Below are 26,591 nucleotides of genomic sequence, written 5' to 3' on the forward strand. Positions count from 1 at the left end.
CCACGACATGCCGGTTGACCTGCTGGAACGCGGCGGTTGAGTCCACCGCGAGAGTCGAGGAGCGCCCGCTTTGTTCTACTACCTGCTGAAATACGTGCTGCTGGGTCCGCTGCTGCGACTGGTCTTCCGGCCTCGAATAGAGGGCCTGGAGCACGTGCCCGCGGAGGGCGCCGCGATCATCGCCGGGAACCACCTGTCGTTCTCGGACCACTTCCTGATGCCCGCGATCCTCAAACGGCGCATCACCTTCCTCGCGAAGGCCGAGTACTTCACGGGCCCCGGGGTCAAGGGCCGCCTGACGGCGTTCTTCTTCCGCAGCGCGGGGCAGATCCCGGTCGACCGCTCCGGCAAGGACGCTGGCCAGGCCGCGATCCGCGAGGGCCTCGGCGTGCTGAGCAAGGACGAGCTGCTCGGCATCTACCCCGAGGGCACCCGCTCGCACGACGGCCGGCTCTACAAGGGCAAGGTCGGGGTGGCGGTGATGGCGCTCAAGGCCGGCGTCCCGGTGATCCCCTGCGCGATGATCGGCACCTTCGAGGCCCAGCCGCCCGGCAAGGTCATCCCCAGCATCCACCCCGTCGTCATCCGCTTCGGCAAGCCCCTCGACTTCTCCCGCTACGAGGGCATGGAGAAGGAGAAGGCCGTCCTGCGTGCCATCACCGACGAGATCATGTACGCGATCCTCTCGCTGTCCGAGCAGGAGTACGTGGACCGGTACGCGGCCGCGGTGAAGGCCGAGGAGGACGCCGCCACGAAGGAGCGGAAGTTCCGGCGCATGCCGCTCGGTTGAGCTCTGCTGTCGGCAGAAGCCGGTTCCGCGGCCGGCCCGCGGCGATCTACGGTCGCGGCATGGGACGTGCTGTGGTGATCGGGGCCGGCGGACAGATCGGGAGGCCGGCGGTGCAGGCGCTGGCACGGGACGGCTGGGAGGTGACGGCCGCGTCGCGCGGTGGCGGCCGGGACGAGAACTGGCCCGGTCAGGTGCGGACGCTGCGACTGGACCGCGAGGACGACGCGGCGCTCGGCGCGCTCATCGGCGACGGCTGCGACCTCGTGGTGGACCTGGTCGCCTACGGGGCCCGGCACGCACGGCAGTTGACGGGCCTGGCCGACCGGATCGGGGCGGCCGTGGTGGTGTCGACCGTGTCGGTGTACGAGGACGGCGGGGGCCGCGGCTTCGACACCATGGCCGAGCCGGACGGCCTCCCGCGGTACCCCGTGCCCATCAGGGAGGACCAGGTGACGGTACCCCCGGGGGACGCCTCGTACAGCACCGGCAAGGTGGCCCTGGAGCGTGAACTCCTCTCGGTGGCGGACCGGTTGCCCACCACCGTGCTGCGCCCGGGCGCGATCCACGGACCGTACAGCCCGCTCCCCCGCGAGCTGTACTTCGTCAAGCGCAACCTCGACCGCCGGCCCAGGAGGGTGCTCGCCTTCCGGGGTGAGAGCCTCTTCCACACCTCGGCCGCCCGCAACATCGCCGAACTGATCCGGCTGGCGGCGGCCAGGCCGGGCACGCGGGTGCTCAACGCCTGTGATCCGCGGCCGCCGACGGTGTCGGAGATCGGGGCCGCCGTGGACGCGGTCATGGGGGTGGAGACGGAGACCGTCCTGCTGGACGGGCCGGCGCAGGCGTCCGTGGGCAGCTCGCCCTGGTCGGCGGAGCTGCCGGTGGTGTGCGACATGTCCGCCGCGCAACGGGAGCTGGGCTACCGGCCGGTCGTCTCCTACCCGGACAGCCTGCCGGCCACGGTCGAGTGGCTCACCGGCCGGCTGTCCGAGCAGGACTGGCGGGAGGCGTTCCCCACCCTCGCCCGCGCCTACCCGGACCTCTTCGACTACGCGGCGGAGGACGCCTGGTTCGGGGCCCGGCCGGCATGAGCAAGGGGCGGCCGGTGTCCCGGCCGCCCCTCAGCACCGTACGGACGACGGCTACGGCTTCGGCGTGGCGTGCGGCGCGCACGTCACGTCGGCGGCGTCGAGCTTGCCGGTGAGCAGGTAGCTGTCCACCCGGGGGTTGATGCACGGGTTGACCAGGCTGGTCACACCGTGGGAGCCCGCGTCCTTCTCCGTGATCAGGCGGGAGCCCTTGAACCGCTTGTGCAGCTCCAGGGCGCCCTCGTACGGGGTGGCCGCGTCCCGCTCGGACTGGACGATGAGCACGCCGGGCAGGCCCTTGCCGGTCTTGACGTTCACCGGCGTCTGCTGCTTGGCAGGCCAGGTGGCGCAGGGCAGGTTCATCCAGGCGTTGGCCCAGGTCATGAACGGGTGGTCCTGGTGGAGCCGGGTGTTGTCACGGTCCCACGTGCGCCAGCTGGTGGGCCACTTGGCGTCGGCGCACTCCACGGCCGTGTAGACGGCGTTGCCGTTCTCCGAGGCCGCGTTGCCCGCCGTGTCGGACAGGTCGGGAGCGGCGGCGTCGACAAGCGCCTGGGTGTCGCCGGCGACGTACTTGCTGAAGACCGAGGCGGTCGGCGCCCAGGCGGAGTCGTAGTACGGGGCGCTCTGGAAGAAGGAGATGAGCTCGGCCGGGCCGACGACCCCGCCGATGGGGTTCTTCTTCGCGGTGGCGCGCAGCTGGAGCCACTTCGCCTGGACGGCGGCGCGGGTGGTGCCGAGGTGGTAGGTCGCGTCGTTCTGCGCGACCCAGTCCTGCCAGTCCTTCCAGCGGCCCTCGAAGGCGACGTCCTGGTCCAGGTTGGCCTGGTACCAGATCTTGTCGCGCGAGGGGTTGACCACGCTGTCGACGACCATCCGGCGCACGTGGCCGGGGAAGAGGGTGCCGTAGACGGCGCCCAGGTAGGTGCCGTAGGAGACACCGAGGAAGTTCAGCTTCTTCTCACCGAGGGCGGCGCGGATGACGTCGAGGTCGCGCGCGGTGTTCGGCGTGGTCATGTGCGGCAGCATCCAGCCGCTGCGCTCCTGGCAGCCCTCGGCGTACTCGCGGGCCAGCTTGCGCTGGGCGAGCTTGTCGGCCTCCGAGTCGGGCACCGGGTCGGCCTTGGGCGCCTTGACGAACTCCTGCGGGTCCACGCAGGAGACGGGCGTCGACTTGCCTACGCCGCGCGGGTCGAAGCCCACGAAGTCGTAGGCCTTGGCCGCGTTGGCCCAGACGGCGCTCTTGTTGGTGACCCGGGCCGGGAAGCGCAGTCCGGAGCCGCCGGGGCCGCCGGGGTTGTAGATGAGCGCGCCCTGCCGCTCGGCCTTCGTGCCCGTGTTGCCGATGCGGTCGACGGCGAGCTTGATCTGCTTGCCGTACGGCTTGGCGTAGTCGAGCGGCACGGTGACGTATCCGCACTGGATCGGCTTGGCCAGATTCCAGTCGGCGGGGCAGTCCTGCCAGTCGATGCCGTCCTTCGTGGCCCGGGCTGCGGCGATCGCGGTGCCCCGGGCCTCCCGGTCCTGGCCGTGGCCGCTGCCCGCGTTCGCGTTCGCCGTGGGCGCCGCGACGGCACCGGCTATCAGCGTGGCCGTGACGAGCGCGCCGGCCGAACCGAGCGCCGCCACCCGCCTCTTCGGTCTCGAACCCCTCAAGGGGGACCTCCCCGTACCTTGTTGCGGTCAGTACGGCGGATCCTCCCGGTTGTGAGGTCCCTGACAACAGAGGTGAACGCCCTTCTTTGCCAATCCGATAAACGGAGAGCCAGTGCTGCTCTACGGACGTCTACGGCTGCGAGAGCGACGCGAGAGCCTCGTCGAGCAGCCGCCGCAGCCCGAGGGCGTCCGGCGCCACCGCCGTCACCAGTGCGGCGGGCCCGGCGAGCGGCACCACCGAGGCCCCCTCCCCCAGCACCCCGGCGGTCACCGGCGTGGTGGCGAAGTCGGGCCGCACAACGATGAGTTGCCCGACCGCCCGATGCCCCGCCAGCACGGCGGGCCCGTCCCAGCCGCCCGGCGCGCCGGGCCCGCAGGCCAGTTCCTGGTCGAGCACGGCCTGCCCGGCCACCCGCACGGTCAGACGGCTCGTGAGCCGCCCGGATTCCTCACCGGCGCGTCCGAGCACCTGCTCCTCGCGCAGCACGAGCCGGGCGGTCGTGGCGAGCTCGACCCGAGTGGAGACATGCAGGTCACTGCCCTGGGCGGAGATCAACTGTTCGGGCAGCCAGCGCAGTTCACCCCCGTCGGCGACTTCGAGCCGGACGTCGTAGCGGGCGTCGCCCTTCGCCTGCCCGGGCAGGGCGATGGTGGCGGCGGCGGATCCGACGGACAGGCGCGCTCCCTCCTCCACCCGGCCCTTGACGGTGAAGTGGTCACCGCCGAGCGGTCCGCTCATCGCACCGACCAGCATGACCCGCGCCTCGGAGCCGGTGGCCCGGGTGCGCCGCAGCGCCAGGGGCCCGTCGCTCTCCAGCACGGGCAGCGAGGTCCCGCCGCGTCCGTCGTCCCGGGCGACGATCCGCGCGACGGACCGCACCCCGGCCCCGGCGCGCACGCTCACGCGGTCCACGCGGCGAGCTGCGCGCGCACCCACGCGGCGACGTCCGCCACCCCGGCCTCGCTCCGCAACGACTGGAAGACGACGGGCAGTTCGGCACGCTGCGCCTTGGCGTCGGCGGCCATCCGGGCGAGGTCGGAGCCGACGTACGGGGCGAGGTCGGTCTTGTTGACGACGAGCAGGTCGGCGGTGGTCACGCCGGGGCCGCCCTTGCGGGGGATGTCGTCGCCCCCGGCCACGTCGATCACGAAGATCTGGGCGTCGACGAGCCCTTTGGAGAAGGTCGCGGTGAGGTTGTCCCCGCCGGACTCCACGAGCACCAGGTCCAGCGGCCCGACCGCGTCCTCCAGGTCCTCCACCGCTTCCAGGTTCGCGGAGATGTCGTCCCGGATCGCGGTGTGCGGGCAGGCGCCCGTCTCCACGGCGGTGATCCGCTCGGGCGGCAGCACGGCCTCGCGGAGCAGGAACTCGGCGTCCTCCCGGGTGTAGATGTCGTTGGTGACGACGGCGAGCGACAGCTCGTCCCGCAGCGCCCGGCACAGGGCGGCGACAGTGGCGGTCTTCCCGGAGCCCACGGGGCCACCGAGCCCGATGCGGAGCGCTCTGCGGGTGCCGTCGGGGCGATGGGCGTCCGCGCTGAGGGCGGTCGGGGTGTTGTGGTGGTGGTCGAGGTGCATGTGCGGCTCCTGGTGGGGCGGGCCCGGGGTTGCGGGCGATGCGGGACGGCGGGCGCTGGTGTCGGGGTGCGGGTGGGTGGGGGCTGGTCGCGCTCACGCGGCGGAGCCGCATCTCGAACACGGCCCCGCGCCCCTGAGGGGGTGGTGTGCGCGGCGTTCAGAGGGCAGCTACGAGGCGAACAGCCGTACCGGCCACCCCGCATGCACCTCCGCCCCGATTTCCAGTAGAGGTGCCGACCCCGCCGGCAAGGCGTCGACCCCCTCGTCGACGACCTTCCGGGCCGCCTCCACCGCCCGGTCCGCGACCCGGTCCACATCCGGCGCCAGCCCGGCCAGCGCCCGCGTCGCGTCGAAGGGGTCCAGGCTCAGCAACCGCACCGTCGCCGACGCGGGTCCGCTCACGCTCTCGTACGCCGCGCAGTACGCCGCGTCCACCGGCCCCAGCCCGGCCGCGCGGGCCGCCAGCCCCAGCACCACCGGCTGGTGCGCGCCCCTGGGGAACTCCCGTCCGAGCGCGTCCAGTTCGGCGGACGGCCAGGTCGCCCGCGCGGCCCGCAGCAGCTGCCGTCCCAGTTTCCGTGCGGCGACCCTCAGTGCGGGCGACGGTGTTCGCGCGTCCGCGGCACGGTCCAGCGCGACGGGGTCGATCCCGAGCGCCGCGGCAGCCGACAGTCCTGCCGCCACCAGCCCTGCCGTGTGCAACCGCCCCCGGCAGAACTCCTCCAGGCTCGCCGCCCCACTGATCCGCCCGGCCTTGACCGCCGCCTCGGCACCGCCGGAGTGCGCGTGCCCTCCGGCGGGGAACCGGCCGTCGGCCAGGACGAGAAGCGCTGCACGCGACATCAGACCACCTTCAGAACAGGAAGTACCGCTGAGCCATGGGGAGTTCGGCCGCCGGCTCCGCCTCGACCAGCTCCCCGTCGATGTGCACGGCGAAGCTGTCGGGGTCGACCCGCACCTCGGGCCGCGCGTCGTTCTCCCGCATGTCGGCCTTGGTCACACCGCGCGTCGACTCGATCGCCACGAACCGCTTCCCGAGCCCCAGCCGCTCCGGCAGCCCGTGCTCGACGGCCAGTGGGGCGACGAAGTTGAGGGAGTTGGAGGCCGGCGCCCGACCGATCGCCCCGTACATCGGGCGCGGCAGGATCGGCTGCGGGGTGGGGATCGAGGCGTTCGCGTCGCCCATCTGCGCGTAGGCGATCTGCCCGCCCTTGATGACGAGCTGCGGCTTGACGCCGAAGAACGCCGGTTCCCACAGGACCAGGTCGGCCAGCTTGCCGCTCTCGACCGATCCGATCTCGCGGGCCAGGCCCTGGGCGAGGGCGGGATTGATCGTGTACTTGGCGACATAGCGACGCACACGGTGGTTGTCCGCGCGTCCGTCGCCGGGCAGCGCGCCCCGTCGTCGCTTCATCACGTGCGCGGTCTGCCAGGTGCGCATGACGACCTCGCCGACGCGCCCCATGGCCTGGGAGTCGGAGGAGATGATCGAGATCGCGCCGAGGTCGTGCAGCACGTCCTCCGCCCCGATCGTGGACGGCCGGATCCGGGACTCGGCGAAGGCCAGGTCCTCCGGCACCGCCGGGTTGAGGTGGTGGCACACCATCAGCATGTCGAGGTGTTCCTCGGCGGTGTTGACGGTGAACGGCCGGGTGGGGTTCGTGGAGCTGGGCAGCACGTAGGACTCGGAGACCACGGTCATGATGTCCGGCGCGTGTCCGCCGCCCGCGCCCTCGGTGTGGTACGCGTGGATGCCCCGCCCGGCGATCGCCGCGAGGGTGTCGCCGACGAACCCGGCCTCGTTGAGGGTGTCGGTGTGGATGGCGACCTGGATGCCCGTCTGCTCGGCGACGGTCAGCGAGGCGTCGATGACGGCCGGGGTCGATCCCCAGTCCTCGTGCAGCTTCAGGCCGAGGGCGCCGCCGCGGATCTGGGACAGCATCGCCTCGTGGGAGACGGTGTTGCCCTTGCCGAGCAGCCCGATGTTGAGGGGGTGGGCCTCCATCGCCTCCAGCATCCGCGCGAGATGCCAGGGGCCGGGGGTCACGGTGGTGGCCTTGGAGCCCTCCGCGGGGCCCGTTCCGCCGCCGACGAGTGTCGTGATGCCGGAGGACAGGGCCTCGTCGGCGATCTGCGGGCAGATGAAGTGGACGTGCGCGTCGATCGCGCCGGCCGTGAGAATCCGCCCGTTGCCCGCGATGATCTCGGTCTCGGGGCCGATGACCAGGTCCGGGTGGACGCCGTCCATGGTGTCGGGGTTACCGGCTTTGCCGATGCCGGTGATCCGGCCGTCGCGGATGCCGACGTCGGCCTTGACGATTCCCCAGTGGTCGATGATCACCGCGCCGGTGATGACGGTGTCGGGGGTGCCTTCCGCGCGCGTGGCACGGGCCTGGCCCATGGATTCGCGGATGACCTTGCCGCCGCCGAACACGGCCTCGTCGCCGGCGCGTCCCGGGCCGCCGGAGCGGTCCTCCTCGATCTCGACCAGCAGGTCGGTGTCGGCGAGGCGGATCCGGTCGCCGGTGGTCGGGCCGAACAGGTCGGCGTAGGCGGCACGCGAGATCTCAGGCATCGAGGGCACCTCCGGTCTCCCCGCGCAGACCGGGCACCACGCGGGCACCGGCCAGCGGAACGAGTTCGACCTCGACGGGGATCCCGGGCTCGAAGCGCACGGCCGTGCCGGCGGCGACGTTCAGCCGCCTGCCGTGCGCGGCGGCACGGTCGAACTCCAAGCCGGGGTTGGCCTCGGCGAAGTGGTAGTGGGAGCCGACCTGCACGGGCCGGTCGGCGGCGTTGAGGACGGTGAGCCGGACGGCCTCGCGGCCCTCGTTGTAGGCAATCGGCCCGTCGGCGAACAGGATCTCTCCGGGAATCACGGCGGCCTCCCCGTCAGACGATCGGCTCATGGACGGTGACGAGCTTGGTGCCGTCGGGGAAGGTGGCCTCGACCTGGACGTCGTGGATCATCTCCGGGATGCCTTCCATGACGTCGTCCCTGGTCAGGATCTTGCGTCCGGAGGACATGAGCTCCGCGACGGTCCGGCCGTCCCGCGCGCCTTCGAGGATGTGCGAAGTGATGAGCGCGACCGCCTCGGGGTGGTTGAGCTTCAGTCCCCGGGCGCGGCGCTTCTCGGCCACGTCGGCCGCCACGTGGATCAGCAGTCGTTCTTGCTCGTGCGGGGTCAGTTGCACGTCCCACCTCACAGTCCTCGCTCCGGGCCGTGCGGGGCCCGGCTGCCGCGGCCACGGGGCAACGTGCCAGGTGGCGTGGAGCGGCAGGCTAGTTGGACCGCGTTTCGGGCACGTTAACCGAGCTGTGATCCACCGGTAGCGGTGTCCTCGGCCCGCATGGTGGTCAGCGCCCGCAGACCGTCCTGGAGGACCTCGACAGGTGCCGGTCCGAACAGGGACTGCTGGGCGATGAAGCCGAGGACGCAGGCGATCATCGTGCGGGCCACATGGTCCGGAGTCACGTCGGCGCGCATCATCCCGGCCCGCTGGTAGCCCTCGACGATCTCCCCCCAGGCAGCGCGGACCGAGCCGTAGCCCTCCCGCAGGATGAGCGCCAGCTCTTCGTTGCGCAGGGTCTCCGTCCACACCTGGATGACGAGCCGCGGAAAGGCGGGGCGGCCGTCGACGATCAGGGACTCACGAGCGGCCAGCGTCCTGCCGAGGACGGAGGCGACGAGTTGGTCCGGCGGCGAGGGCGGACTCTGCCGCGCCGCCTCCTCGAAGGCCTCGCGGACCGAGCCGAGCACCTCGGCGACGATCGCGCCGATCAGCTCCTCCTTGCCGCTGAAGTAGCGGTACACCGCACCCGCCGAGAGGTCGGCCTCCTTCAGCACGTCCTGCATGGACGTGGCGTGGAAGCCGTTGCGGGCGAAGCACAGCGCGGCGCCGTCGAGGATCTGGCGGCGGCGGGCGTCGAGATGTTCCTGGGACACGCGAGCCATGGTCCACAACGTAAAACGAATATTCATTCTTGACAAGGCGCCACGAGCGGAGCATGGTGAGAGCAGAGGAAAACGAACGATCCTTCTTTTTGGCGCTCCGGTCCGCTCACCTCAGGAGACCCTCATGCCTTCCCACAACCGCCGTGTGATCGCGGTCGTCGTCCTCGTGCCCGTCCTGGCTGCCCTGGCCCTGTGGGCGTTCGCCTGGCCGGCCTCCCGTATCGCGCCCCGCGACCTGCCGCTCGGCGTGGCCGGACCGCCGGCCGCGGCGGCCCAGGTCGAGAGGCGGCTGGAGCTGCACGAGGGCGCCTTCGAGATCCACCGCTACGCAGACGAGGCCGCCGCCCGGGACGCCATCAAGGACCGGAGCGTGTACGGCGCGGTCGTGGTCACGCGACAGGGGCCCGAACTGCTCACCGCGTCCGCGGCCGGACCGGCCGTCGCGCAGTTCCTCCAGCAGGCCGCAGGGCAGGCCGCCGCCGGGGGCGCACAGGTCAGGACGGTCGATGTCGTGCCGACCCCGGCCAGTGATCCGCGCGGCGCCGCGCTGAGCGCCGCCGTACTGCCGCTCGCCCTGGCCGGCATCGCGGCGGGCGCCGTGGTCACCCTGCTCGGGCTGCGCGGCGTCCGGGCCGCGCTCACACTGCTCGGCGCGTCCGCCCTGGTGGGCGCGGCCGCGGCCGGGATCGCGCACAGCTGGCTCGGGGCGCTCGGCGGCGACTGGTGGGCGGAAGCGGGGGTGCTCGCGCTGTCCACGCTGGCCGTCGGCGGCGCCGTCGCCGGACTCGCCGCCCTGATCGGCCCCGCCGGTACGGGCATCGGAGCCGCCGTGGTGATGCTGATCGGCAACCCCTTCTCCGGCGCCACCTCGGCCCCGCAGATGCTGCCGGAGCCGGCCGGGGCGATCGGCCAGTGGCTGCCGCCCGGCGCGGGGACGACCCTGCTGCGCTCGGTTTCGCACTTCGACGGCGCGGCGGCGACCGGACCTGCCCTGACCCTGACCTGGTGGGCGGCACTGGGCCTGGGTGCCGTACTGCTCGGCAGCTCGCTCAGGGCACGGAAGGCGGGTGCCGAACCCGCGGCCGACCGCCGTGAGCTCTCGGCCGTCGGCTGACCGGCGCCCACATGAAGCGACCGTGCGCCCCCGCCGTAGCGGACGGGGACGCACGGTCTTCCGTCTGTCCGGTTCGGCTCTAAGCCGGGCCGGCCCTGCGGTGCTCCGCCGCGATGCCGAACCGCTGGGGTTCGCCAGGAGCGGACGCGACCTCGCGGACCGTGGAGACGGCGCTGATCACCTGCTCCTCCGCGGACTCCGCGAGCTCCTGGATCTCTTCGAGTCGCCGCAGGTCATCGGCCGAGACGAGGGCGACGAGGGGCTTGCCGTGCCGGGTGACGACGACGCGTTCGCCGCCGTACACCACGCGGTTGATCAGGTCGGCGAGCTCAGCCCTGGCTTGCGTCACCGGAATCTCGTAGGCCATGTCCCCATCATAACGCGACGTACGTCCTGTACATTTTATACAGAGACGGCCGTCGCTGAAGACGGCTGCGCCGCTAGGAGGGGTTCGTCATGACCCGACCGTCCGCCCGCTATGCGCTGCCCGAGTTCACCGAACGCACGGGGTGGGGGCAACGGACGATGGATCCGTACTCGAAGCTTCTGGAGGAGCGGATCGTCTTCCTCGGGGCACCCGTGGACGAGACCTCGGCGAACGACGTCATGGCCCAGTTCATGTACCTGGAGCACCAGGCCCCGGAGCGGGACATCTCGCTCTACATCAACTCCCCCGGCGGCAGCTTCCACGCGATGACGGCGATCCACGACACGATGCGGTACGTCTCCTGCGACGTGGAGACGATCTGCCTGGGCCAGGCCGGTGCCGCCTCCTCGGTGCTGCTGGCGGCGGGCACGCCCGGCAAGCGATTCGCCCTGCCCGACGCCCGTCTGGTGATCCATCAGCCCGCGCTGCCCGAGCCGGTCCGGGGGCAGGCCAGTGATCTGGCGATCCAGGCCGACGAATTGACGCGCATCCGGAGCCGGATGGAGGAGCTGCTCGCGCTGCACACGGGCCGCACCCGGGAGCAGGTGAGCACGGACATCGAGCGGGACAAGATCCTCACCGCCCAGGAAGCGGTGGAATACGGCCTGGTGGACGGAATCATCCCCAGCCGCAAGGCCACCCTCGCCCCGCCGACCGGACGGTGAGGCCCCGGTGCTCCCGCCCGAAATGCCGCCCCTGCCCGCCCTGACGCGCGCCGAGGCGGAAGTGATCGACCGTTACCTCGACGTCGTCGACCTGCTCGGCCGCATCAATCCGGCCCAGGACGGCGACACCTACCGGGGACTGCGCGCCGCCCAGGCACTGGTCGGCAAGGCGACCGCGCTGCGCGACGCGTTGGCCCTGATGCATCAGCGGGGCGAGACGGAACTGCACGCCGGCACGCTGGCCCGGGCGCTGCGGGTGCTGGACGGCGAGCGGCGCACGGCCCGGCTCACCCTGCCCCCGGAGTCCGTCAGTTGACGCGGAAGCACCGGCCCGGACACCCGCGCCGGTGCCGACGCGTCCGGGGCTGAGTCGAAACGGACCAAAAGACGTACCCCTGTTCGGAGTAGGCGGGAGACCGATTTTGGGACCGTTCCGGTTGCGCAACGCGCGTAGTCCACGGACGGAATGGGGCATTCCGTCGCTGGTCCGGGGGTCCGCGAATGCGTGGACAGTGGCTCGAACGCACACGTGTCCACCCGAACGGGCGAGTGGTGAGTAACAACACAAACCCCCGGTTCCGTTGGGAAATACGGACAGGCATGCGCCAAGATCCCTGTCTGACGACAAGCCCCCGCCGCTGTGGCGGGGCGATCCGGGCGGACGCCGAGTCCTGCCGCCGCCCGGATGACCGGTCGACAGGAGTGGATCGGCAGGAGTGGAGGACCCAAGCACGACGGGTCGCCGGGACGGTCACGCCATGACCTGGCCCGAGCAGCCCTTGGGGTGAAGCCGCGTCAGCGGCCGGGCAACTTCGCCAGCCCGAATCCGACAGGTCATCCTTCACAGGCGGCTGACGAAGGGTTGCGCATGACTGCGCTCAATCGTGTCCCGTCGCTCATGGCCCGGGCCGGCACGGCCTCGGCGCTCACCATCGCCGCCGTCGGCGGTTCGATAGTGGCGCCCGGCTTCGCCTCCGACGCCGCGGCTGCCACACCTGCGACCAAGGCACTCCAGATCGCGGCTTCCAAGAAGGGATCGCCCTACAAGTACGGGGCCATCGGTCCGCACCGGTTCGACTGCTCCGGGCTCACGCTCTACTCGTTCAAGAAGGCCGGCAAGAAGCTTCCCCGCACGGCTGCCCAGCAGTACAACAAGACGCGCCACATCTCCGCCAAGAACCGCAAGGCGGGAGACCTGGTGTTCTTCCACTCGGGCAGCAACGTGTACCACGTCGGTATCTACGCGGGTAAGAACAAGCTCTGGCACTCCCCGAAGAGCGGTGACGTGGTGCGGCTGCAGAAGATCTGGACCAAGAGCGTCTGGTACGGGCGCGTGAAGTGACCCGCCCGGCATGCGGCGGCGTCCTGACGCGCCGCCGCACGCCGGAGCGTGACACGGGCTCACGTGGATACCCGTGGCCCCATGGCCGAGCACCGTCCCTGCACCGCGCGCAACGAGACTCCGCTGCAACGCGCCGACCGCAACTTCGTGGAGCTGCTCCAGGAACTCCGCGTCACCCAGACGGGCGTACAGATCCTCTTCGCCTTCCTGCTGTCGCTGGCCTTCACGGCGCGTTTCGAGGACCTCGACACGGTCCAGCGCGTCACCTACGTCGCCACCCTGCTGGCGGTCCTGGCAGCCGCGCTCTTCACCGCGCCGGCCGCTCTGCACCGCTCCCTCTTCCAGCAGGGCGCCAAGCCCCGCATCGTGCAGGTCTCCTCGCGCCTGGCCACCACCGGCCTGAGCGTGCTGGTGTTCGCGTTCAGCGGTTCCGTGCTGCTGGTGGTCGACGTGACCACGGGCCGGGCCGGCGGTATCGCCGCGGGCGCCGCGACGTTCCTGGTCTGTGTCGGCCTGTGGGGGCTGCTCCCGCGGCTGGTGCGGCGAGCGGGGCTGCGCGAGGAGGCGGACGGTACCGGGGAGCGCGCCGAGGAAGAACCGGACCAGGGCGATGTCAGGGTCCCCGCACCGCTGCGGCACACCGTCAGGCAGCCGTCAGGGCTTCGAGGGGCGGCAGCGCACCGGGAGGCGTCGGCACGGCACCGGTGACGGCCTCGCACTCCGGTGGCTCCAAGGGCTCGGAGCGGGCCTCGTGGCCGTAGGGGTGGCCCGGATGTCGGTCGCGCGGGCCGGGGTGCGCGGGAGGCACCCGCTGGGGAGGTCTTTCGGGTCCTGTCGGGAGTGACTACGGCTCCTGCTGCACCGCAGTCGTCACCGGCTGCGCCGGGACGGCCCACGGGAGTTCGATCGAGATGGTCTTGCCGCCCTCACGGGTGGGGCGGATGCGGAGCCGGCCACCGCATTCCGCGGTCAGCCAGCGGATGATGACCAGACCGCGGCCGTTGTCCTGCTGAACGGCGGCGGGCAGGCGTCTGGGGAAGCGCGGATGGCTGTCCGTGACACCGATGCGCAGGTGCTCGTCGCGGTCGAGCTCGACGTCCACGGTGAACGTGGGCGACTGGCCGAAGGTGTGCTGGATGGCGTTGGTGGCGAGTTCCGAGATGATGAGCCGGACGGTGTCGGACACTTCCGTGTCCGCCGGCAGGCCCCACTCCGCCAGCGTGCCCACCACGTAGGCACGCGCTGCGGAGACCGAGGCCGGATCGCTCGGCAGAGTGACGGATGCTTCCAAATGGTCTGCCATGGCGACGTCGTCCCTTTCCCACGGGACCGCAGCCCGACACGGAGCGGATGGTTCGAGTACGGTCCCGGACTGGTGCTTCGTCGCCAGAGTGCCACCAGAACACCCGCGAAGGGCGGCGATCCACCAAGATATGCATATATCTGTCGCTCAAAGCGGTGAACTCTGCGACGCGAGACCGTATTTGGGTGGCTCGGAAGGAGTAAGGAGGAGCCATGCAGCACGGTCCCGCGGTGCGCCGCCGGAAACTGGGCGCCGAACTGCGTGCGCTGCGCACCTCTGCGAAGCTCACGAGCGGTGAGGCGGCCCGGCTGGTGGGCTGGCACCAGTCCAAGGTCAGCCGGATCGAGACGGGCACGAGCGGGGTGAAACCGGCCGACGTACGGTTACTTCTCGACGCCTACGATGTGGCGGACTCCCAACTCCGCGAACTGCTCATGGCGTTGGCGGGCTCCGACGACAGCGGCGGTCGGCACCACTGGTGGCACGCCTACCGCGGGGTACTGCCGCCGACCTACCGCGACTTCATCAGCCTGGAGTCCCAGGCCGGCGCGATGCGCACGCTGGAGACCACGGTCGTCCCCGGCCTGCTCCAGACGCGCGAGTACGCGCGTGCGGTGACGAGGGCCGCGGTGGAGGGGCTCCCGGAGGACCGGCTCGACACTCTGGTCGAAGTGCGGCTGGCCCGGCAGGACGTGCTGCGCGCCGATCCTCCGCTGAGACTCAGCGCCGTCCTGGACGAGGCCGTGCTGCGAAGGGAGGTGGGCGGGCCGGGGGTCATGGCCCGCCAGCTGGAACGGCTGGTGGAGGCGGCCCGGCTGCCCCAAGTGCGCCTCCAGGTGCTGCCGTTCGCCGCCGGGGCGCACATCGGTGTCACCGGCCCTTTCGTAATCTTGTCATTTTCGAGCACTTCTGATCTGGATGTGGTTGTTCTCGACCACTTGACGAGTAGCCTCTACCTCGAACGGAAAGAAGACCTCCAGGCCTACACGGAGGCCTTCAACGCCCTTCAGATCCACGCCCTTTCGCCCGAGGACTCGTTGGATTTCATCGCCGGGACAGCCGCCGGCGCGTAAGGAGGCACCATGCGTGCACTGCCTCGTCACGTCCCCTCAAGCACCGAACTGCACGGTGTGCGGTGGTTGCGCAGCAGCTACAGCACCGGCGCGAACAACTGCGTCGAGACCGCGTGTCCGGACGCCCCGCCCTGGGCCGGACTGCTCGCCGTGCGCGACTCCAAGACCCCGGCCGGACCCGCGCTGCTCTTCTCCCCGGGGAGCTGGGCTGCGTTCGCGGCCGGGGTGGACCGCATGTAACCGAGCCCGGTCAGACCGCCGTCGTGCGACGCACGGCCGTGTCCCGCCGACTCATGGCCGCGTCTCGCCGATCAGCCGTACAGCGCGTTCGATCTGCTGACCGGTCAGGTCGGCGCGGGCGGTCAGCCTGAGCCGGGAGATGCCGTCGGGCACGGAGGGAGGACGGAAGCACCCCACGGCCAGCCCGGCCGCACGGCACCGTGCCGCCCAGTTCACGGCGTCCTCGGGAGAGGGCGCGCGCACCGAGACCACCGCGGCGTCCGGACGCACCGCTTCCAGACCCGCGGCGGTCAGGCGTGCGTGCAGTTCGCCCGCCACCGCGCGGGCCCGTGCCGCCCGTTCCGGTTCGCGGCGCAGCAACCGCAGGGCCGACAGGGCCGCCCCCGCCGCCGCGGGGGCGAGTCCCGTGTCGAAGATGAACGTCCGGGCTGCGTTGACCAGGTGGTCGACGACCCGGGCGGGGCCGAGGACGGCTCCGCCCTGGCTGCCCAGCGACTTGGACAGCGTGACCGTCGCGACGACGTCGCCGGCACCCGTGATTCCCGCCGCGTGCGGGGCGCCGCGGCCACCGTCGCCGAGGACGCCCAGACCGTGGGCGTCGTCGACGATCAGCCCGGCGCCGTACTCCCGGCAGGCCTCGGCCAGCGCGGTGAGGGGGGCCGCGTCGCCGTCGACCGAGAAGACCGTGTCGGACACGGCGATCGCCGTGCCCTCGTGGCCGGCCAGCGCCTTGCGCACGGCGTCCGGCTCGGCGTGCGCCACCACCTGGGTGGTGCCGCGGGCCAGCCGGCAGCCGTCGATGAGCGAGGCGTGGTTGCCCGCGTCGGAGACGACCAGGGAGCCGTGCGGGGCCAGCGCGGTGACCGCGGCGAGGTTGGCGGCGTAGCCGGAGGAGAAGACGAGAGCCGCCTCGAAGCCGCAGAAATCGGCCAGTTCCCGCTCGAGTTCGGCGTGCAGTTCGGTGGTGCCGGTGACGAGCCGGGAGCCGGTCGCGCCGCCGCCCCAGGTTCGCGCGGCCCGGGCCGCGCCCTCGGTGACCTCGGGATGGCGGGTCAGCCCGAGGTAGTCGTTGCTCGCCAGGTCCAGGAGCGGCGAATCGGCCGGACGGGGGCGCAGAGTCCGCAGCAGTCCGGCGCGGCCGCGCAGCTCCGCCTGCTCGTCGATCCAGCCGAACGCCATGGGTGGTCCTCCGGGGAATTTGTAGGCAGTGCACAGACACTAGCGGGACGACCAGCAGGTCACTGTGTGGCAATACCCACACCTCGAAGCGACTCTCTTGTGCGAAGTCTCCTTGGCCCCGGACGCCTCCTTAGGACAGGATCGGCTTCCATGGACCTGCTGAACACGCTGGTGGACAAGGGGCTTCGGCGCGAGCTGCCGACCCGCGACGAGGCACTGGCCGTCCTCGCGACGTCCGACGACGACCTGCTCGATGTGGTGGCCGCGGCCGGAAAGGTGCGCCGGCACTGGTTCGGCCGGCGGGTGAAACTGAACTATCTCGTCAACCTGAAGTCCGGCCTGTGCCCCGAGGACTGCTCGTACTGTTCGCAGCGGCTCGGCTCGACGGCCGGGATCCTGAAGTACACCTGGCTGAAGCCCGGCCAGGCGTCCGACGCGGCGGCGGCCGGTGTGGCCGGAGGGGCCAAGCGGGTGTGTCTGGTGGCCAGCGGCCGCGGCCCGACCGACCGGGACGTGGACCGGGTTTCCGAGACGATCAAGACGATCAAGGAGAACAACGAGGGCGTGGAGGTCTGCGCCTGCCTCGGACTGCTCTCCGAGGGACAGGCGGAGCGGCTGCGTGAGGCGGGCGCCGACGCCTACAACCACAACCTCAACACGTCCGAGGCGACGTACGGGGAGATCACCACCACGCACACCTACGAGGACCGCGTCGACACCGTGCAGAAGGCGCACGCGGCCGGTCTGTCCGCCTGCTCCGGGCTGATCGCCGGCATGGGCGAGACGGACGAGGACCTGGTCGACGTCGTCTTCTCGCTGCGTGAGCTGGACCCGGACTCGGTTCCGGTCAACTTCCTGATCCCGTTCGAGGGCACCCCGCTCGGCAAGGAGTGGAACCTGACCCCGCAGCGGTGTCTCAGGATCCTGGCCATGACGCGGTTCGTCTGCCCCGACGTCGAGGTGCGGATCGCCGGCGGACGCGAGGTCCATCTGCGCACGATGCAGCCGCTCGCCCTGCACCTGGCCAACTCGGTCTTCCTCGGCGACTACCTCACCAGCGAGGGCCAGGCCGGCAAGGCCGACCTGGAGATGATCGCGGACGCCGGGTTCGAGGTGGAGGGCACCGACCAGGTGACGCTGCCGGAGCACCGGGCGTCCGGGGGCTGCGGCGAGGGCGGCGGGTGCGGCTCGCAGGAGAGCGGCGGGGTCTGTGGTTCAGCAGGGACGGCGGCTCCTCCCCGGGCCGACGAAGCACGGACCGACCTGGTCGCCGTGCGCCGCCGGGGCGCCGGGACGGACCTCGCTCCCAATGCCTGAGCCGGCCGTGGCCGAGCTGCTGGAGCTCGACCGGCGGCATGTGTGGCATCCGTACGGCCCGATGCCCGGGCGGCAGCAACCGCTCGTCGTGGAGTCGGCGAGCGGGGTGCGGCTGCGGCTCGCCGACGGCTCGGGAGAGCTGGTCGACGGGATGTCGTCCTGGTGGTCGGCGATCCACGGCTACAACCACCCGGTGCTCAACGAAGCCGCCCGCGAGCAGCTCGGGCGGATGAGCCACGTGATGTTCGGCGGGCTCACCCACGAGCCCGCCGTACGGCTGGCGAAGCTCCTTGTCGACATGTCACCCGAGGGCCTGGAGCACGTCTTCCTCGCCGACTCGGGGTCGGTGTCGGTCGAGGTCGCGGTCAAGATGTGCCTGCAGTACTGGCGTTCGCTGGGCCGCCCCGGCAAGCAGCGGCTGCTGACCTGGCGCGGTGGCTACCACGGCGACACGTGGCAGCCCATGTCGGTGTGCGATCCCGAGGGCGGGATGCACGAGCTGTGGACCGGGGTGCTCCAGCGTCAGGTGTTCGCCGGCCCGCCCCCGGCGGAGTACGACGAGGCTTACGCCGAACAGCTCCGGTCGCTGATCGAGCGGCACGCCGGCGAACTGGCGGCGGTGATCGTCGAGCCGGTGGTGCAGGGCGCGGGCGGGATGCGGTTCCACTCCCCCGCGTATCTGCGTGTGCTGCGCGAGGCGTGCGACGCGCATGACGTTCTGCTGGTGTTCGACGAGATCGCGACCGGCTTCGGCCGTACGGGCGCGATGTTCGCCGCGGAGCACGCGGCCGTTACGCCGGACGTGATGTGCGTGGGCAAGGCGCTGACCGGCGGCTATATGACCATGGCGGCGACGCTGTGCACCGCGCGGGTGGCCGAGGGCATCTCGCGGGGCGAGGTGCCGGTGCTCGCGCACGGCCCCACCTTCATGGGCAACCCGCTGGCTGCCGCCGTGGCCTGCGCCTCGATCGAGCTGCTGCTCGGGCAGGACTGGCTCGCGGAGGTCAAGCGGATCGAGACGGGCCTGCGGACCGGGCTCGCGGCGGCGGCCTCGGAGCTGCCGGGGGTGAAGGACGTGCGGGTGCTCGGTGCCATCGGGGTGGTGCAGCTGGACCACACCGTGGACATGGAGGCGGCGACGGCGGCGGCCGTGCGCGAGGGCGTGTGGCTGCGGCCGTTCCGCGATCTGATCTACACCATGCCGCCGTACGTCACGGGCGACGCGGACCTGGCGCGGATCGCGCGGGCCGTGTGCGCGGCGGCGCGGGAGGGATGACATGCCGGTACTGGTGATCACGGGCACGGGCACGGAGGTCGGCAAGACGGTCGTCACCGCCGCCGTCGCCGCGACGGCGCTGGCCGCCGGCCGTTCGGTGGCCGTGCTGAAGGCCGCGCAGACGGGTGTGGGGCCCGCTGAGCCGGGGGACGCCGCCGAGGTGGCGCGCCTCGCGGGCCCGGTGACGACAGCGGAACTCGCCCGGTATCCCGAGCCGTTGGCGCCGGCCACGGCAGCGCGCCGGGCGGGCCGGGCTCCGGTCCATCCGCACGAGGTCGCGGAGGCCGCCGCCAAGCTGGCCACCGAGCACGACCTGGTGCTGGTCGAAGGCGCCGGCGGGCTTCTCGTCCGGTTCGACGCGGCAGGCGGCACCCTCGCGGACGCGGCACGGCTGCTGTCGGCGCCGGTGCTGGTCGTGGCGCCCGCGGGGCTCGGCACCCTGAACACGACGGAGCTGACGGCGCGTGAACTGCGCTCCCGGGGACTGGACCTGGCCGGGATCGTGATCGGGAGCTGGCCCGCGGCCCCGGATCTCGCCGCCCGCTGCAATCTGGCGGACCTGCCGGACGTGGCGGGGGCCCCGCTGCTGGGCTCGGTCCCGGCCGGGTCGGGCGCCCTGGCCCCGGCCGCTTTCCGCGAAGCCGCGCCGCACTGGCTGGCGCCGCGGCTGGACGGCTCGTGGGACGCGGAGGCGTTCCGGGTGCGGGAGGCTCCCGGGGCGTTCTGAGCATCCGTCGGGCGCGCGGTGAAACCGGCGCGAACGTGATCGCGTGTTGAACTACGAACGTGATCGCCTCCGAAGGGACCACTGTGCACACGAACAAAGCACGCCCCTCCCGCCGCACCGCCCTCACGCTGGGCACGGCCGCCGCTCTCTCGCTGGGCGGCGGCACGGCCCACGCTTTACCCGCCACCGGCGGCGTCACGGCGCGGCTGCGGGACCTGGAGCGGGAGCACACCGCACGTCTGGGCGTGTACGCCCGCAACGTGCGTACGGGCCGGACGGTGGCGTACCGGGCCGACGAGCTCTTCCCGATGGCCTCGGTGTTCAAGACGCTCGCCGCCGCGGCCGTGCTGCGCGACCTGGACCGCGACGGCGAGTTCCTGGCCCGGCGCATCCACTACACCCAGGCGTACGTCACCAAGTCGGGCTACTCCCCCGTCACCAAGGACCACGTCGCGACCGGCATGACCGTGGGCGAACTGTGCGACGCCACCATCCGCTTCAGCGACAACACCGCGGGCAACCTGCTGCTGAAGGAACTGGGCGGGCCGACCGCGATCACGCGCTTCGCCCGCTCGACCGGTGACCCGGTCACCCGGCTGGACCGTTGGGAGCCCGAGCTCAACTCCGCGGAGCCGTGGCGCGTGACCGACACGACGACCCCGCGCGCCATCGGCCTGACCTACGCCCGGCTGGTACTCGGCGACGCTCTTGAACCCCGGGACAGGGCCCGGCTCACGGACTGGCTGTTGCGCAACACCACGAGCCTGGAGAGGTTCCGCAAGGGGCTGCCGGCCGACTGGCTGCTCGCCGACAAGACGGGTGGCGGGCAGTACGGCAGCAACAACGACGTGGGCATCACCTGGCCGCCGGACGGCCCGCCGATCGTGATGTCGGTGCTGACCACGCAGCCGGAGGAGGACGCCCCGGCCGACAACCCGCTGGTGGCCGGCGCCGCGGCCCTGCTGGCGGCGGAACTCGCCTAGCGTGGCCGTCGGCGGCAGGTCGTCGTGGGACACCTGGCTGGTGAGCGGTGCCCTCGGTGCCGCCGGTCTGCTCGCCCTGCACTCCGCCGTGCCCAACGGCATCGGGCGGCTGGGGAGCCTGCTGGAGACGTTCCTGCCGTGGCTCGGGGCGGCCGTGCCCGTGCTCGCCTGCGCCGCCCTGATCGTGCGGTCGTGGGCGGGGCTGCTCGCCTGCCTGGTGCCCGGGGCCGTGTGGCTCTGGACGTTCGGCGGGGTGTGGTTCTCCTCGGGCGCTGGCCCGTACGACCTGACCGTTGTCCAGCACAACGTGGCCGACGACAACGCCGACCCCGCCGGCACCGCCCGGGCCCTGCTCGCCACGCGCGCCGGTCTGATCGCCGTGGAGGAGCTGACGCCCGCTGCGCAGCCCGCCTACCAGGGCGTCCTGGGCGCCTCCCACCCGTATCGGGCCGTCCACGGCACGGTCGGACTCTGGTCGGCGTATCCGCTGTCGGACGTGCGGCCCGTGGACATCCGGCCCGAGGGCTTCCCGGAGAGCTGGCGGCGGGCTCTGCGGGCCACGGTGTCCGCACCCGGCGGCAGGATCGCGGTGTACGTGGTCCATCTGCCCTCCGTGCGCCTGGGCCCGACAGGGCTCGCCTCGGCCGCCCGTGACGAGAGCGCGGCCCTGCTCGGGGCCCGGATCGCCGCCGACCCGGCCGGCCGGCTGCTGGTGGTGGGCGACCTCAACGGCACGGTCCAGGACCGCGGCCTCGCCCCGCTCACCTCGCGGCTGCACGCTCCGCCCACGGGGTTCGCGTTCAGCTGGCCGGCCGGCCTGCCGGTGGCGAGGATCGACCAGGTCCTGGGGCGAGGGGCCGAGGTGACGGAGGTGTCGGCGCTGGCGGCGACCGGCAGCGACCACCTTCCGGTGCTGGGCCGCGTACTCCTGCGGTAGACGGCAGGGGTGCGCGGGGCCCGTCGCGGGGAGAATCGGGGTGAGGCCAGCCTCGCAGGGAGGTTTTCGATGCCGTTCCGCTCCGGCAAGGTCCCCCGGGACGCCGTGCACCATCCGCTGTTCGCCCGCTGCTACGCCCGGGCCAGTGTGGCCGCCGAGACCCGGATGGGCATGGGCCGGATCCGCGGGAGACTGCTCGGCGGGCTGTCCGGGCGGGTGATCGAGATCGGCGCGGGCAACGGGCTGAACTTCGCGCACTACCCGGGCACCGTCGCGGAGGTCGTCGCCATCGAACCGGAGCGGCGGCTGCGGCACCTGGCCGTGGAGGCCGCGCTGCGCGCCGAGGTGCCGGTGGACGTCGTGCCGGGTGCGGCCGAGGCGCTGCCGGTCAAGAGCGAGGGTTTCGACGCGGCGGTGGTGTCGCTGGTGCTGTGCAGCGTGCGGGACGTGCCCCGGGCGCTCGGGGAGCTGCGGCGGGTGCTGCGGCCGGGCGGCGAGGTGCGGTTCTTCGAGCACGGCCGGGGCGGGGGCCGGGCGATGGCCTTCACCCAGCATGCCCTGGACCGGACGGTGTGGCCGCTGCTGAGCGGGGGCTGCCATGTGGCGCGGGAGCCGGTCCGGGCGCTGCGGGACGCCGGGTTCGAGCTCGGCCCCTACCGGCGGGTGCTCATGCCCGAACAGGGGCCGACGCTGCCCACCTCGTACTGCGTGCTCGGCACGGCGTGGCGCCCTGCCGAGGGGTGAGTCACAGGCTCCACCGGCGCAGCTCCTGCTCGATGTCGCGGACGGACGCCTCGCCGCTCTTGACCAGAAGGGCGAGGTCGCGGACCTGCTCGGGCGAGGTGACGACCTTGACACCGCTGGCGACGAGGTACGCGTAGGCGACGGCGGAGGCGAACAGGGCGTTGGAGCGCTCCAGCGCGGGGACGTGCAGCAGGAGCTGGAGCAGGGCGGCGGCGCGGGCGTGCGGGCTGTCGTAGACGGGGACGTCGAACACGGCGGCCCGATGGCGGGCGACGGCGGCGACGAGGGCTCCCCAGTCGGTGACCTGGGGGTCTCCGGGGGTCTTCTGCTCGGCGAGCATCAGCAGCCAGGCGAGGTCGATCTCGAGGTTGTCCAAGGGTTCAGTGGCGACCTTCGCGCGTGCCCTCGCGCTCTGCGCCGAACTCCTCGGCGAAGACGGACTCGTACTGCTTCATGAAGTCCGCGGCGGCCTCCACGAAGGTGTGGCCCACCTCGCCGGTGTCCTGCTTGACCAGCTCCTCGATGTAGCGGTTGACGCTCATCCCGCGGGCCAGGGCGCGCTCACGGGCGGCGCGGGCGGTGCCCTCGTCGACGCGCACGTTCAGCTGGGTCTTCGCCATACCTCGAAGCTAGCGCGCAGGTGCTAGCACCGGCAAGGGCGAGTCCGACCCGCGGAGGATACCGAGTGTGGGCCGGGTCACATTACCCTCGGGCAGGGCCAGGAGGTCCTGACGTCCACCCAGAGGAGGCGGCCTTGTCCACACCTGCTGCGGAGCACGCTCCCGGCCTCGCGCCGGCCGACGGGATCGCGGCCCGGGCCCGCGGTCTGACCAAGGCGTACGGCTCGGGCGAGACGGCCGTGCTCGCACTCGACTCGGTGGACGTGGACGTCGTCCGGGGCCGGTTCACCGCCGTGATGGGTCCCTCGGGCTCCGGGAAGTCCACGCTGATGCACTGCCTGGCCGGGCTCGACACGGTCTCGGCCGGTCAGGTGTGGCTCGGCGACACGGAGATCACGGGGCTGAGGGAACGTGAGCTGACGCGGCTGCGCCGCGACCGGATCGGGTTCATGTTCCAGTCGTTCAACCTCATCCCGACCCTGAACGCCCGGGAGAACATCACCCTGCCCATGGACATCGCGGGCCGGAAGCCCGACGAGGCGTGGCTGGACCGGGTGATCGACACCCTCGGCCTGCGGGACCGGCTCGGGCACCGGCCCTCGCAGCTCTCCGGCGGGCAGCAGCAGCGTGTGGCCTGTGCCCGGGCGCTGGCCTCCCGGCCCGAGCTGATCTTCGCGGACGAGCCGACCGGCAACCTCGACTCGCGCGCCGGCCTGGAGGTGCTCGGCTTCCTGCGCGAGGCGGTGGACCAGCTCGGGCAGACCGTCGTCATGGTCACCCACGACCCGGGGGCGGCCGCCCACTCGGACCTGGTGCTCTTCCTCGGGGACGGCCGGCTCGTCGACGAGATGCGGCGCCCCACGGCGGAGGCGGTCCTGGAGCGGATGAAGAGGTTCGACGTCATCCGCACCCGCTACGAGGACACCGGCGCCCCGGCGTCACCCGAGGAGAACTGAGCCCGTGCTCAAGGCGACCCTGCGGAGCTTCCTGGCGCACAAGGGGCGGCTGCTGCTCTCCGCGCTCGCCGTCCTGCTGTCCGTCGCGTTCGTCGCGGGGAGCCTGATCTTCTCGGACACCGTCAGCCGCACGTTCGACCGGCTGTTCGCCTCCACCGCGGCCGATGTCACGGTCAGCCCGAAAAAGGACCTCGACGAGGCGGTGCCCTCCGGCCGGACGGCCACCCTGCCGGCCGCGCTCGCCGAACGCGTACGGCAGATCGACGGGGTAGCGGCGGCCCGCGCCGACGTGGAGGTGAACGGCCTCACCGTCGTCGACGAGGCGAACGAGCCGGTCGGCCCGACCACCGGAGCACCGACGCTCGGCCACGCCTGGAACCCGAACGAGCGCAGCCCCGTGGAGCTGACCTCGGGCCACGCCCCGCACGGTCCCGCCGAGGCGCTGCTCGACTCCGAGACCGCCGGCCGCAAGAACGTCGACATCGGCGACACCCTCACCGTCATCGCGCCTCCCGGGTCGTTCCAGGTCCGGGTGGTCGGCATCGTCACCTTCACGACCACGAACCCCGGCTCGGCGCTGATCTACTTCGACACCCCCACCGCGCAGACGAAGCTGCTGGGCCGGCCCGGGACGGCCACCGCCATCTCGGTCGACGCGGCGGAGGGCGTCGGAGACGGCCGGCTCAAACAGCGCGTGGCCGACGCGCTCGGCACGCACACCTACGACTTCAGGACGGCCGGCGAGCAGGCCGAGTCGGACGTCGAGCAACTGGGCGGTTTCCTCGACGTCATCAAGTACGTGATGCTCGGCTTCGCCGGGATCGCCGTACTGGTCGGCGTGTTCCTGATCGTCAACACCTTCTCCATGCTCATCGCCCAGCGCACCCGCGAGCTGGGCCTGCTGCGCGCGCTGGGCGCCGACCGGCGCCAGGTCCGGAACTCGGTGCTCACCGAGGCCCTGCTGCTCGGACTGGTCGGATCCACGCTGGGGCTCGCGGCGGGCATCGGGCTCGCGGCCGGGCTGATCGGGCTGATGGGCCTGCTCGGCATGAACATCGACGCCGACGAGATGGAGATCGGCTGGGTGACACCGGTGGCGGCCTACGTCGTCGGGCTCGGCGTGACCTTCGTCGCCGCGTACCTCCCGGCGCGGCGGGCCGCGGGCGTGTCGCCGATGGCCGCGCTCTCGGACGCCGAGGTCGCCGGGGTCGGCCGGCCGCTGCGGGTCCGCGCGGTGGCGGGCGCCGTCGTCGGGACGGCCGGTGCGGCGGCGCTCGCGGGCTGCGCGGTGTCGCGGCAGACGGCGTCGGCGGCGTCCCTGCTGGGGCTGGGTGTGGTGCTCACCCTGATCGCGACCGTGATCGCCGGGCCACTGCTGGTGCGCCCGGTGATCCGGGTGCTGGGCGGGGCCTTCCCGGCGCTGTTCGGGCCGATCGGCCGGATGAGCCAGCGCAACGCCCTGCGCAATCCGCGCCGTACCGGGGCCACCGCCGCCGCCCTGATGGTGGGGATCGCCCTGGTGGGCGGGATGTCGGTGGCGAGCGAGTCGATGACCGCGTCGTTCGACCGGCAGATCGACAAGACGCTGGGCGCCGACTTCGTGGTTCAGAACTCCAACTTCCAGCCGTTCCCGCCGGAGGTGACCGAGAAGGTGCGCGGCACCGAGGGCGTGGGCCTGGTGGTGCGCGGGCGGTTCACGCCGGTCGCGGTGCGGCTCCCGGACGGCGACCGGGTGGAGACCACGGCCGCGGGCTACGATCCGCGGCTCGACGAGGTCGCCAACATCACGTACGCGCAAGGGGACTCCGCGGCCGCGCTCGCGAGCGGGCACCTGGCCATGGACCGGGACTTCGCCCGCGACCACGGGGTGCGGGTCGGCAGCACCCTCCCGGTTCGGTTCCCGGCCGGACGCTCGGCCGAGCTGACGGTCGGAGCGCTCACCGACCAGGACTCCGCCGAGGGGTTCGGCACCCAGGGCGGGCTGTTCTTCGGCATGGCCACCCTGGAGCGGTACGCGCCGGGCGGGCAGGACTCCGCGCTGTACGTCAACGCCGCCTCCGGCACCGGCGACGGCGATCTGCGCGCGAACCTGGAGGAGACCCTGGAACCGTACCCGCAGGTGCAGGTGCGGGACCTGGCCGACTACAAGCAGCTGGTCCAGGACCAGATCGCCGTCCTGCTGTACCTCGTGTACGCCCTGCTCGGGCTGGCGATCATCATCGCCGTGCTCGGCGTGGTCAACACCCTCGCGCTCTCGGTCGTCGAACGCACCCGGGAGATCGGCCTGTTGCGGGCGATCGGGCTGGCCCGGCGGCAGCTGCGGCGGATGATCCGGCTGGAGTCGGTCGTCATCGCGGTGTTCGGCGCGGTCCTCGGGCTGGTGCTGGGGCTGGTGTGGGGGGTGTGCACGCAGCAGGTGCTGGCGCTCCAGGGCATGACGGCCCTGGCGATCCCGTGGCTGACGATCGTGCTGGTGGTGGTCGGCTCGGCGGTGGTCGGGGTCGTGGCGGCGCTGCTGCCGGCGTTGCGCGCCTCCCGCATGAACGTCCTGGCGGCCATCGCGCACGAGTGACGTCCGGATGGTGAAACGGTCTGACACGAGTCGGTGCGAGTGATGTGA

General features: G+C 72.2%; 30 protein-coding genes. 17 read left to right on the plus strand and 13 right to left on the minus strand.

The window, feature by feature from the left end; genetic code table 11:
• Positions 1 to 70: 70 nt before the first annotated feature.
• Together A4E84_RS06025 and A4E84_RS06030 are read left to right on the plus strand one after the other, a co-directional pair.
• The gene (locus A4E84_RS06025; RefSeq protein ID WP_062925543.1) at positions 71 to 790 is read left to right on the plus strand and encodes a lysophospholipid acyltransferase family protein; all 720 of its coding nucleotides are present in this window, start codon (positions 71 to 73) and stop codon (positions 788 to 790) included.
• A 59-nt stretch (positions 791 to 849) separates the two neighbouring features.
• A complete protein-coding gene (locus A4E84_RS06030) occupies positions 850 to 1,881 on the plus strand; it encodes an NAD-dependent epimerase/dehydratase family protein (protein WP_107308274.1) in 1,032 nt (343 codons plus the stop codon).
• A gap of 51 nt (positions 1,882 to 1,932) precedes the next feature.
• Here the strand turns inward: A4E84_RS06030 and A4E84_RS06035 are convergent, their stop codons facing one another.
• From A4E84_RS06035 to A4E84_RS06070, 8 genes are all read right to left on the minus strand, one after another.
• Positions 1,933 to 3,534 (minus strand): alpha/beta hydrolase, encoded by a 1,602-nt coding sequence (locus tag A4E84_RS06035; RefSeq protein WP_062925545.1) that lies wholly within the window; start codon positions 3,532 to 3,534, stop codon positions 1,933 to 1,935.
• A 130-nt stretch (positions 3,535 to 3,664) separates the two neighbouring features.
• Positions 3,665 to 4,447: an urease accessory protein UreD gene (locus tag A4E84_RS06040; RefSeq protein WP_062925546.1), complete on the minus strand. Its 783-nt coding sequence runs from the start codon at positions 4,445 to 4,447 to the stop codon at positions 3,665 to 3,667.
• The gene (gene ureG, locus A4E84_RS06045; RefSeq protein WP_062925547.1) at positions 4,435 to 5,112 is read right to left on the minus strand and encodes an urease accessory protein UreG; all 678 of its coding nucleotides are present in this window, start codon (positions 5,110 to 5,112) and stop codon (positions 4,435 to 4,437) included. Before ureG ends, A4E84_RS06040 begins: the two co-directional genes overlap by 13 nt.
• A gap of 168 nt (positions 5,113 to 5,280) precedes the next feature.
• Positions 5,281 to 5,955, minus strand: a complete 675-nt coding sequence (locus A4E84_RS06050; protein WP_062925548.1) for an urease accessory protein UreF — start codon at positions 5,953 to 5,955, stop codon at positions 5,281 to 5,283.
• A gap of 10 nt (positions 5,956 to 5,965) precedes the next feature.
• Positions 5,966 to 7,687: an urease subunit alpha gene (locus A4E84_RS06055; RefSeq protein WP_062925549.1), complete on the minus strand. Its 1,722-nt coding sequence runs from the start codon at positions 7,685 to 7,687 to the stop codon at positions 5,966 to 5,968.
• Positions 7,680 to 7,991, minus strand: coding sequence for an urease subunit beta (locus tag A4E84_RS06060; RefSeq protein ID WP_062925550.1), 312 nt, complete (start codon positions 7,989 to 7,991; stop codon positions 7,680 to 7,682). Before A4E84_RS06060 ends, A4E84_RS06055 begins: the two co-directional genes overlap by 8 nt.
• Positions 7,992 to 8,004: 13 nt before the next feature.
• Positions 8,005 to 8,307, minus strand: a complete 303-nt coding sequence (locus tag A4E84_RS06065) for an urease subunit gamma (RefSeq protein ID WP_053674248.1) — start codon at positions 8,305 to 8,307, stop codon at positions 8,005 to 8,007.
• Between the two features lie 113 nt (positions 8,308 to 8,420).
• Entirely contained in the window at positions 8,421 to 9,068 is a 648-nt protein-coding gene (locus A4E84_RS06070; RefSeq protein ID WP_062925551.1) for a TetR/AcrR family transcriptional regulator, read from the minus strand.
• A gap of 124 nt (positions 9,069 to 9,192) precedes the next feature.
• Between A4E84_RS06070 and A4E84_RS06075 the strand changes: the two genes are divergently transcribed.
• A complete protein-coding gene (locus A4E84_RS06075; RefSeq protein WP_062925552.1) occupies positions 9,193 to 10,182 on the plus strand; it encodes an ABC transporter permease in 990 nt (329 codons plus the stop codon).
• A gap of 79 nt (positions 10,183 to 10,261) precedes the next feature.
• On the opposite strand, the gene A4E84_RS06080 is transcribed toward A4E84_RS06075, so the two are convergent.
• The gene (locus tag A4E84_RS06080) at positions 10,262 to 10,549 is read right to left on the minus strand and encodes a type II toxin-antitoxin system Phd/YefM family antitoxin (RefSeq protein ID WP_062925553.1); all 288 of its coding nucleotides are present in this window, start codon (positions 10,547 to 10,549) and stop codon (positions 10,262 to 10,264) included.
• An 89-nt stretch (positions 10,550 to 10,638) separates the two neighbouring features.
• On the opposite strand from A4E84_RS06080, the gene A4E84_RS06085 reads away from it, so the two are divergent.
• The 4 genes from A4E84_RS06085 (at position 10,639) to A4E84_RS06100 (ending at position 13,324) form a co-directional block, all read left to right on the plus strand.
• The gene (locus A4E84_RS06085) at positions 10,639 to 11,274 is read left to right on the plus strand and encodes an ATP-dependent Clp protease proteolytic subunit (RefSeq protein WP_062925554.1); all 636 of its coding nucleotides are present in this window, start codon (positions 10,639 to 10,641) and stop codon (positions 11,272 to 11,274) included.
• A 7-nt stretch (positions 11,275 to 11,281) separates the two neighbouring features.
• Positions 11,282 to 11,590, plus strand: a complete 309-nt coding sequence (locus A4E84_RS06090) for a hypothetical protein (protein WP_062925555.1) — start codon at positions 11,282 to 11,284, stop codon at positions 11,588 to 11,590.
• Positions 11,591 to 12,142: 552 nt separating this feature from the next.
• Entirely contained in the window at positions 12,143 to 12,616 is a 474-nt protein-coding gene (locus A4E84_RS06095; protein ID WP_062925556.1) for a C40 family peptidase, read from the plus strand.
• An 81-nt stretch (positions 12,617 to 12,697) separates the two neighbouring features.
• Positions 12,698 to 13,324, plus strand: a complete 627-nt coding sequence (locus A4E84_RS06100) for a DUF6328 family protein (RefSeq protein ID WP_062925557.1) — start codon at positions 12,698 to 12,700, stop codon at positions 13,322 to 13,324.
• A 136-nt stretch (positions 13,325 to 13,460) separates the two neighbouring features.
• On the opposite strand, the gene A4E84_RS06105 is transcribed toward A4E84_RS06100, so the two are convergent.
• Positions 13,461 to 13,919 (minus strand): ATP-binding protein, encoded by a 459-nt coding sequence (locus A4E84_RS06105; RefSeq protein WP_062925558.1) that lies wholly within the window; start codon positions 13,917 to 13,919, stop codon positions 13,461 to 13,463.
• Positions 13,920 to 14,131: 212 nt separating this feature from the next.
• Between A4E84_RS06105 and A4E84_RS06110 the strand changes: the two genes are divergently transcribed.
• Positions 14,132 to 14,992 (plus strand): helix-turn-helix domain-containing protein, encoded by an 861-nt coding sequence (locus A4E84_RS06110; RefSeq protein ID WP_062925559.1) that lies wholly within the window; start codon positions 14,132 to 14,134, stop codon positions 14,990 to 14,992.
• A 9-nt stretch (positions 14,993 to 15,001) separates the two neighbouring features.
• A complete protein-coding gene (locus tag A4E84_RS06115) occupies positions 15,002 to 15,232 on the plus strand; it encodes a DUF397 domain-containing protein (protein WP_062925560.1) in 231 nt (76 codons plus the stop codon).
• 51 nt (positions 15,233 to 15,283) lie between these two features.
• Here the strand turns inward: A4E84_RS06115 and A4E84_RS06120 are convergent, their stop codons facing one another.
• A complete protein-coding gene (locus tag A4E84_RS06120; RefSeq protein WP_062925561.1) occupies positions 15,284 to 16,411 on the minus strand; it encodes an 8-amino-7-oxononanoate synthase in 1,128 nt (375 codons plus the stop codon).
• Between the two features lie 150 nt (positions 16,412 to 16,561).
• Between A4E84_RS06120 and bioB the strand changes: the two genes are divergently transcribed.
• The 6 genes from bioB (at position 16,562) to A4E84_RS06150 (ending at position 22,395) form a co-directional block, all read left to right on the plus strand.
• Entirely contained in the window at positions 16,562 to 17,728 is a 1,167-nt protein-coding gene (gene bioB, locus A4E84_RS06125; RefSeq protein WP_062925562.1) for a biotin synthase BioB, read from the plus strand.
• Positions 17,721 to 19,004, plus strand: coding sequence for an adenosylmethionine--8-amino-7-oxononanoate transaminase (locus A4E84_RS06130; protein WP_062925563.1), 1,284 nt, complete (start codon positions 17,721 to 17,723; stop codon positions 19,002 to 19,004). The genes bioB and A4E84_RS06130 overlap by 8 nt, the downstream gene beginning before the upstream one ends.
• 1 nt (position 19,005) lies before the next feature.
• Positions 19,006 to 19,731 (plus strand): dethiobiotin synthase, encoded by a 726-nt coding sequence (gene bioD / locus A4E84_RS06135; protein ID WP_062925564.1) that lies wholly within the window; start codon positions 19,006 to 19,008, stop codon positions 19,729 to 19,731.
• Between the two features lie 83 nt (positions 19,732 to 19,814).
• The gene (gene bla, locus A4E84_RS06140) at positions 19,815 to 20,714 is read left to right on the plus strand and encodes a class A beta-lactamase (RefSeq protein WP_063827556.1); all 900 of its coding nucleotides are present in this window, start codon (positions 19,815 to 19,817) and stop codon (positions 20,712 to 20,714) included.
• A gap of 1 nt (position 20,715) precedes the next feature.
• Positions 20,716 to 21,651, plus strand: a complete 936-nt coding sequence (locus A4E84_RS06145; protein ID WP_062925565.1) for an endonuclease/exonuclease/phosphatase family protein — start codon at positions 20,716 to 20,718, stop codon at positions 21,649 to 21,651.
• Positions 21,652 to 21,720: 69 nt separating this feature from the next.
• Entirely contained in the window at positions 21,721 to 22,395 is a 675-nt protein-coding gene (locus A4E84_RS06150; protein ID WP_062925566.1) for a class I SAM-dependent methyltransferase, read from the plus strand.
• Position 22,396: 1 nt separating this feature from the next.
• On the opposite strand, the gene A4E84_RS06155 is transcribed toward A4E84_RS06150, so the two are convergent.
• Positions 22,397 to 22,771, minus strand: a complete 375-nt coding sequence (locus A4E84_RS06155; protein WP_062925567.1) for a hypothetical protein — start codon at positions 22,769 to 22,771, stop codon at positions 22,397 to 22,399.
• A gap of 4 nt (positions 22,772 to 22,775) precedes the next feature.
• Complete coding sequence (locus A4E84_RS06160) at positions 22,776 to 23,015, minus strand: hypothetical protein (protein ID WP_062925568.1); 240 nt, start codon at positions 23,013 to 23,015, stop codon at positions 22,776 to 22,778.
• Between the two features lie 134 nt (positions 23,016 to 23,149).
• Between A4E84_RS06160 and A4E84_RS06165 the strand changes: the two genes are divergently transcribed.
• Positions 23,150 to 23,971, plus strand: coding sequence for an ABC transporter ATP-binding protein (locus A4E84_RS06165; protein WP_062925569.1), 822 nt, complete (start codon positions 23,150 to 23,152; stop codon positions 23,969 to 23,971).
• A 4-nt stretch (positions 23,972 to 23,975) separates the two neighbouring features.
• A complete protein-coding gene (locus tag A4E84_RS06170) occupies positions 23,976 to 26,543 on the plus strand; it encodes an ABC transporter permease (protein WP_062925570.1) in 2,568 nt (855 codons plus the stop codon).
• The last annotated feature ends 48 nt before the right edge of the window (positions 26,544 to 26,591 follow it).

The sequence above is a fragment of the Streptomyces qaidamensis genome (assembly GCF_001611795.1).
Classification (GTDB): Bacteria; Actinomycetota; Actinomycetes; order Streptomycetales; family Streptomycetaceae; genus Streptomyces; species Streptomyces qaidamensis.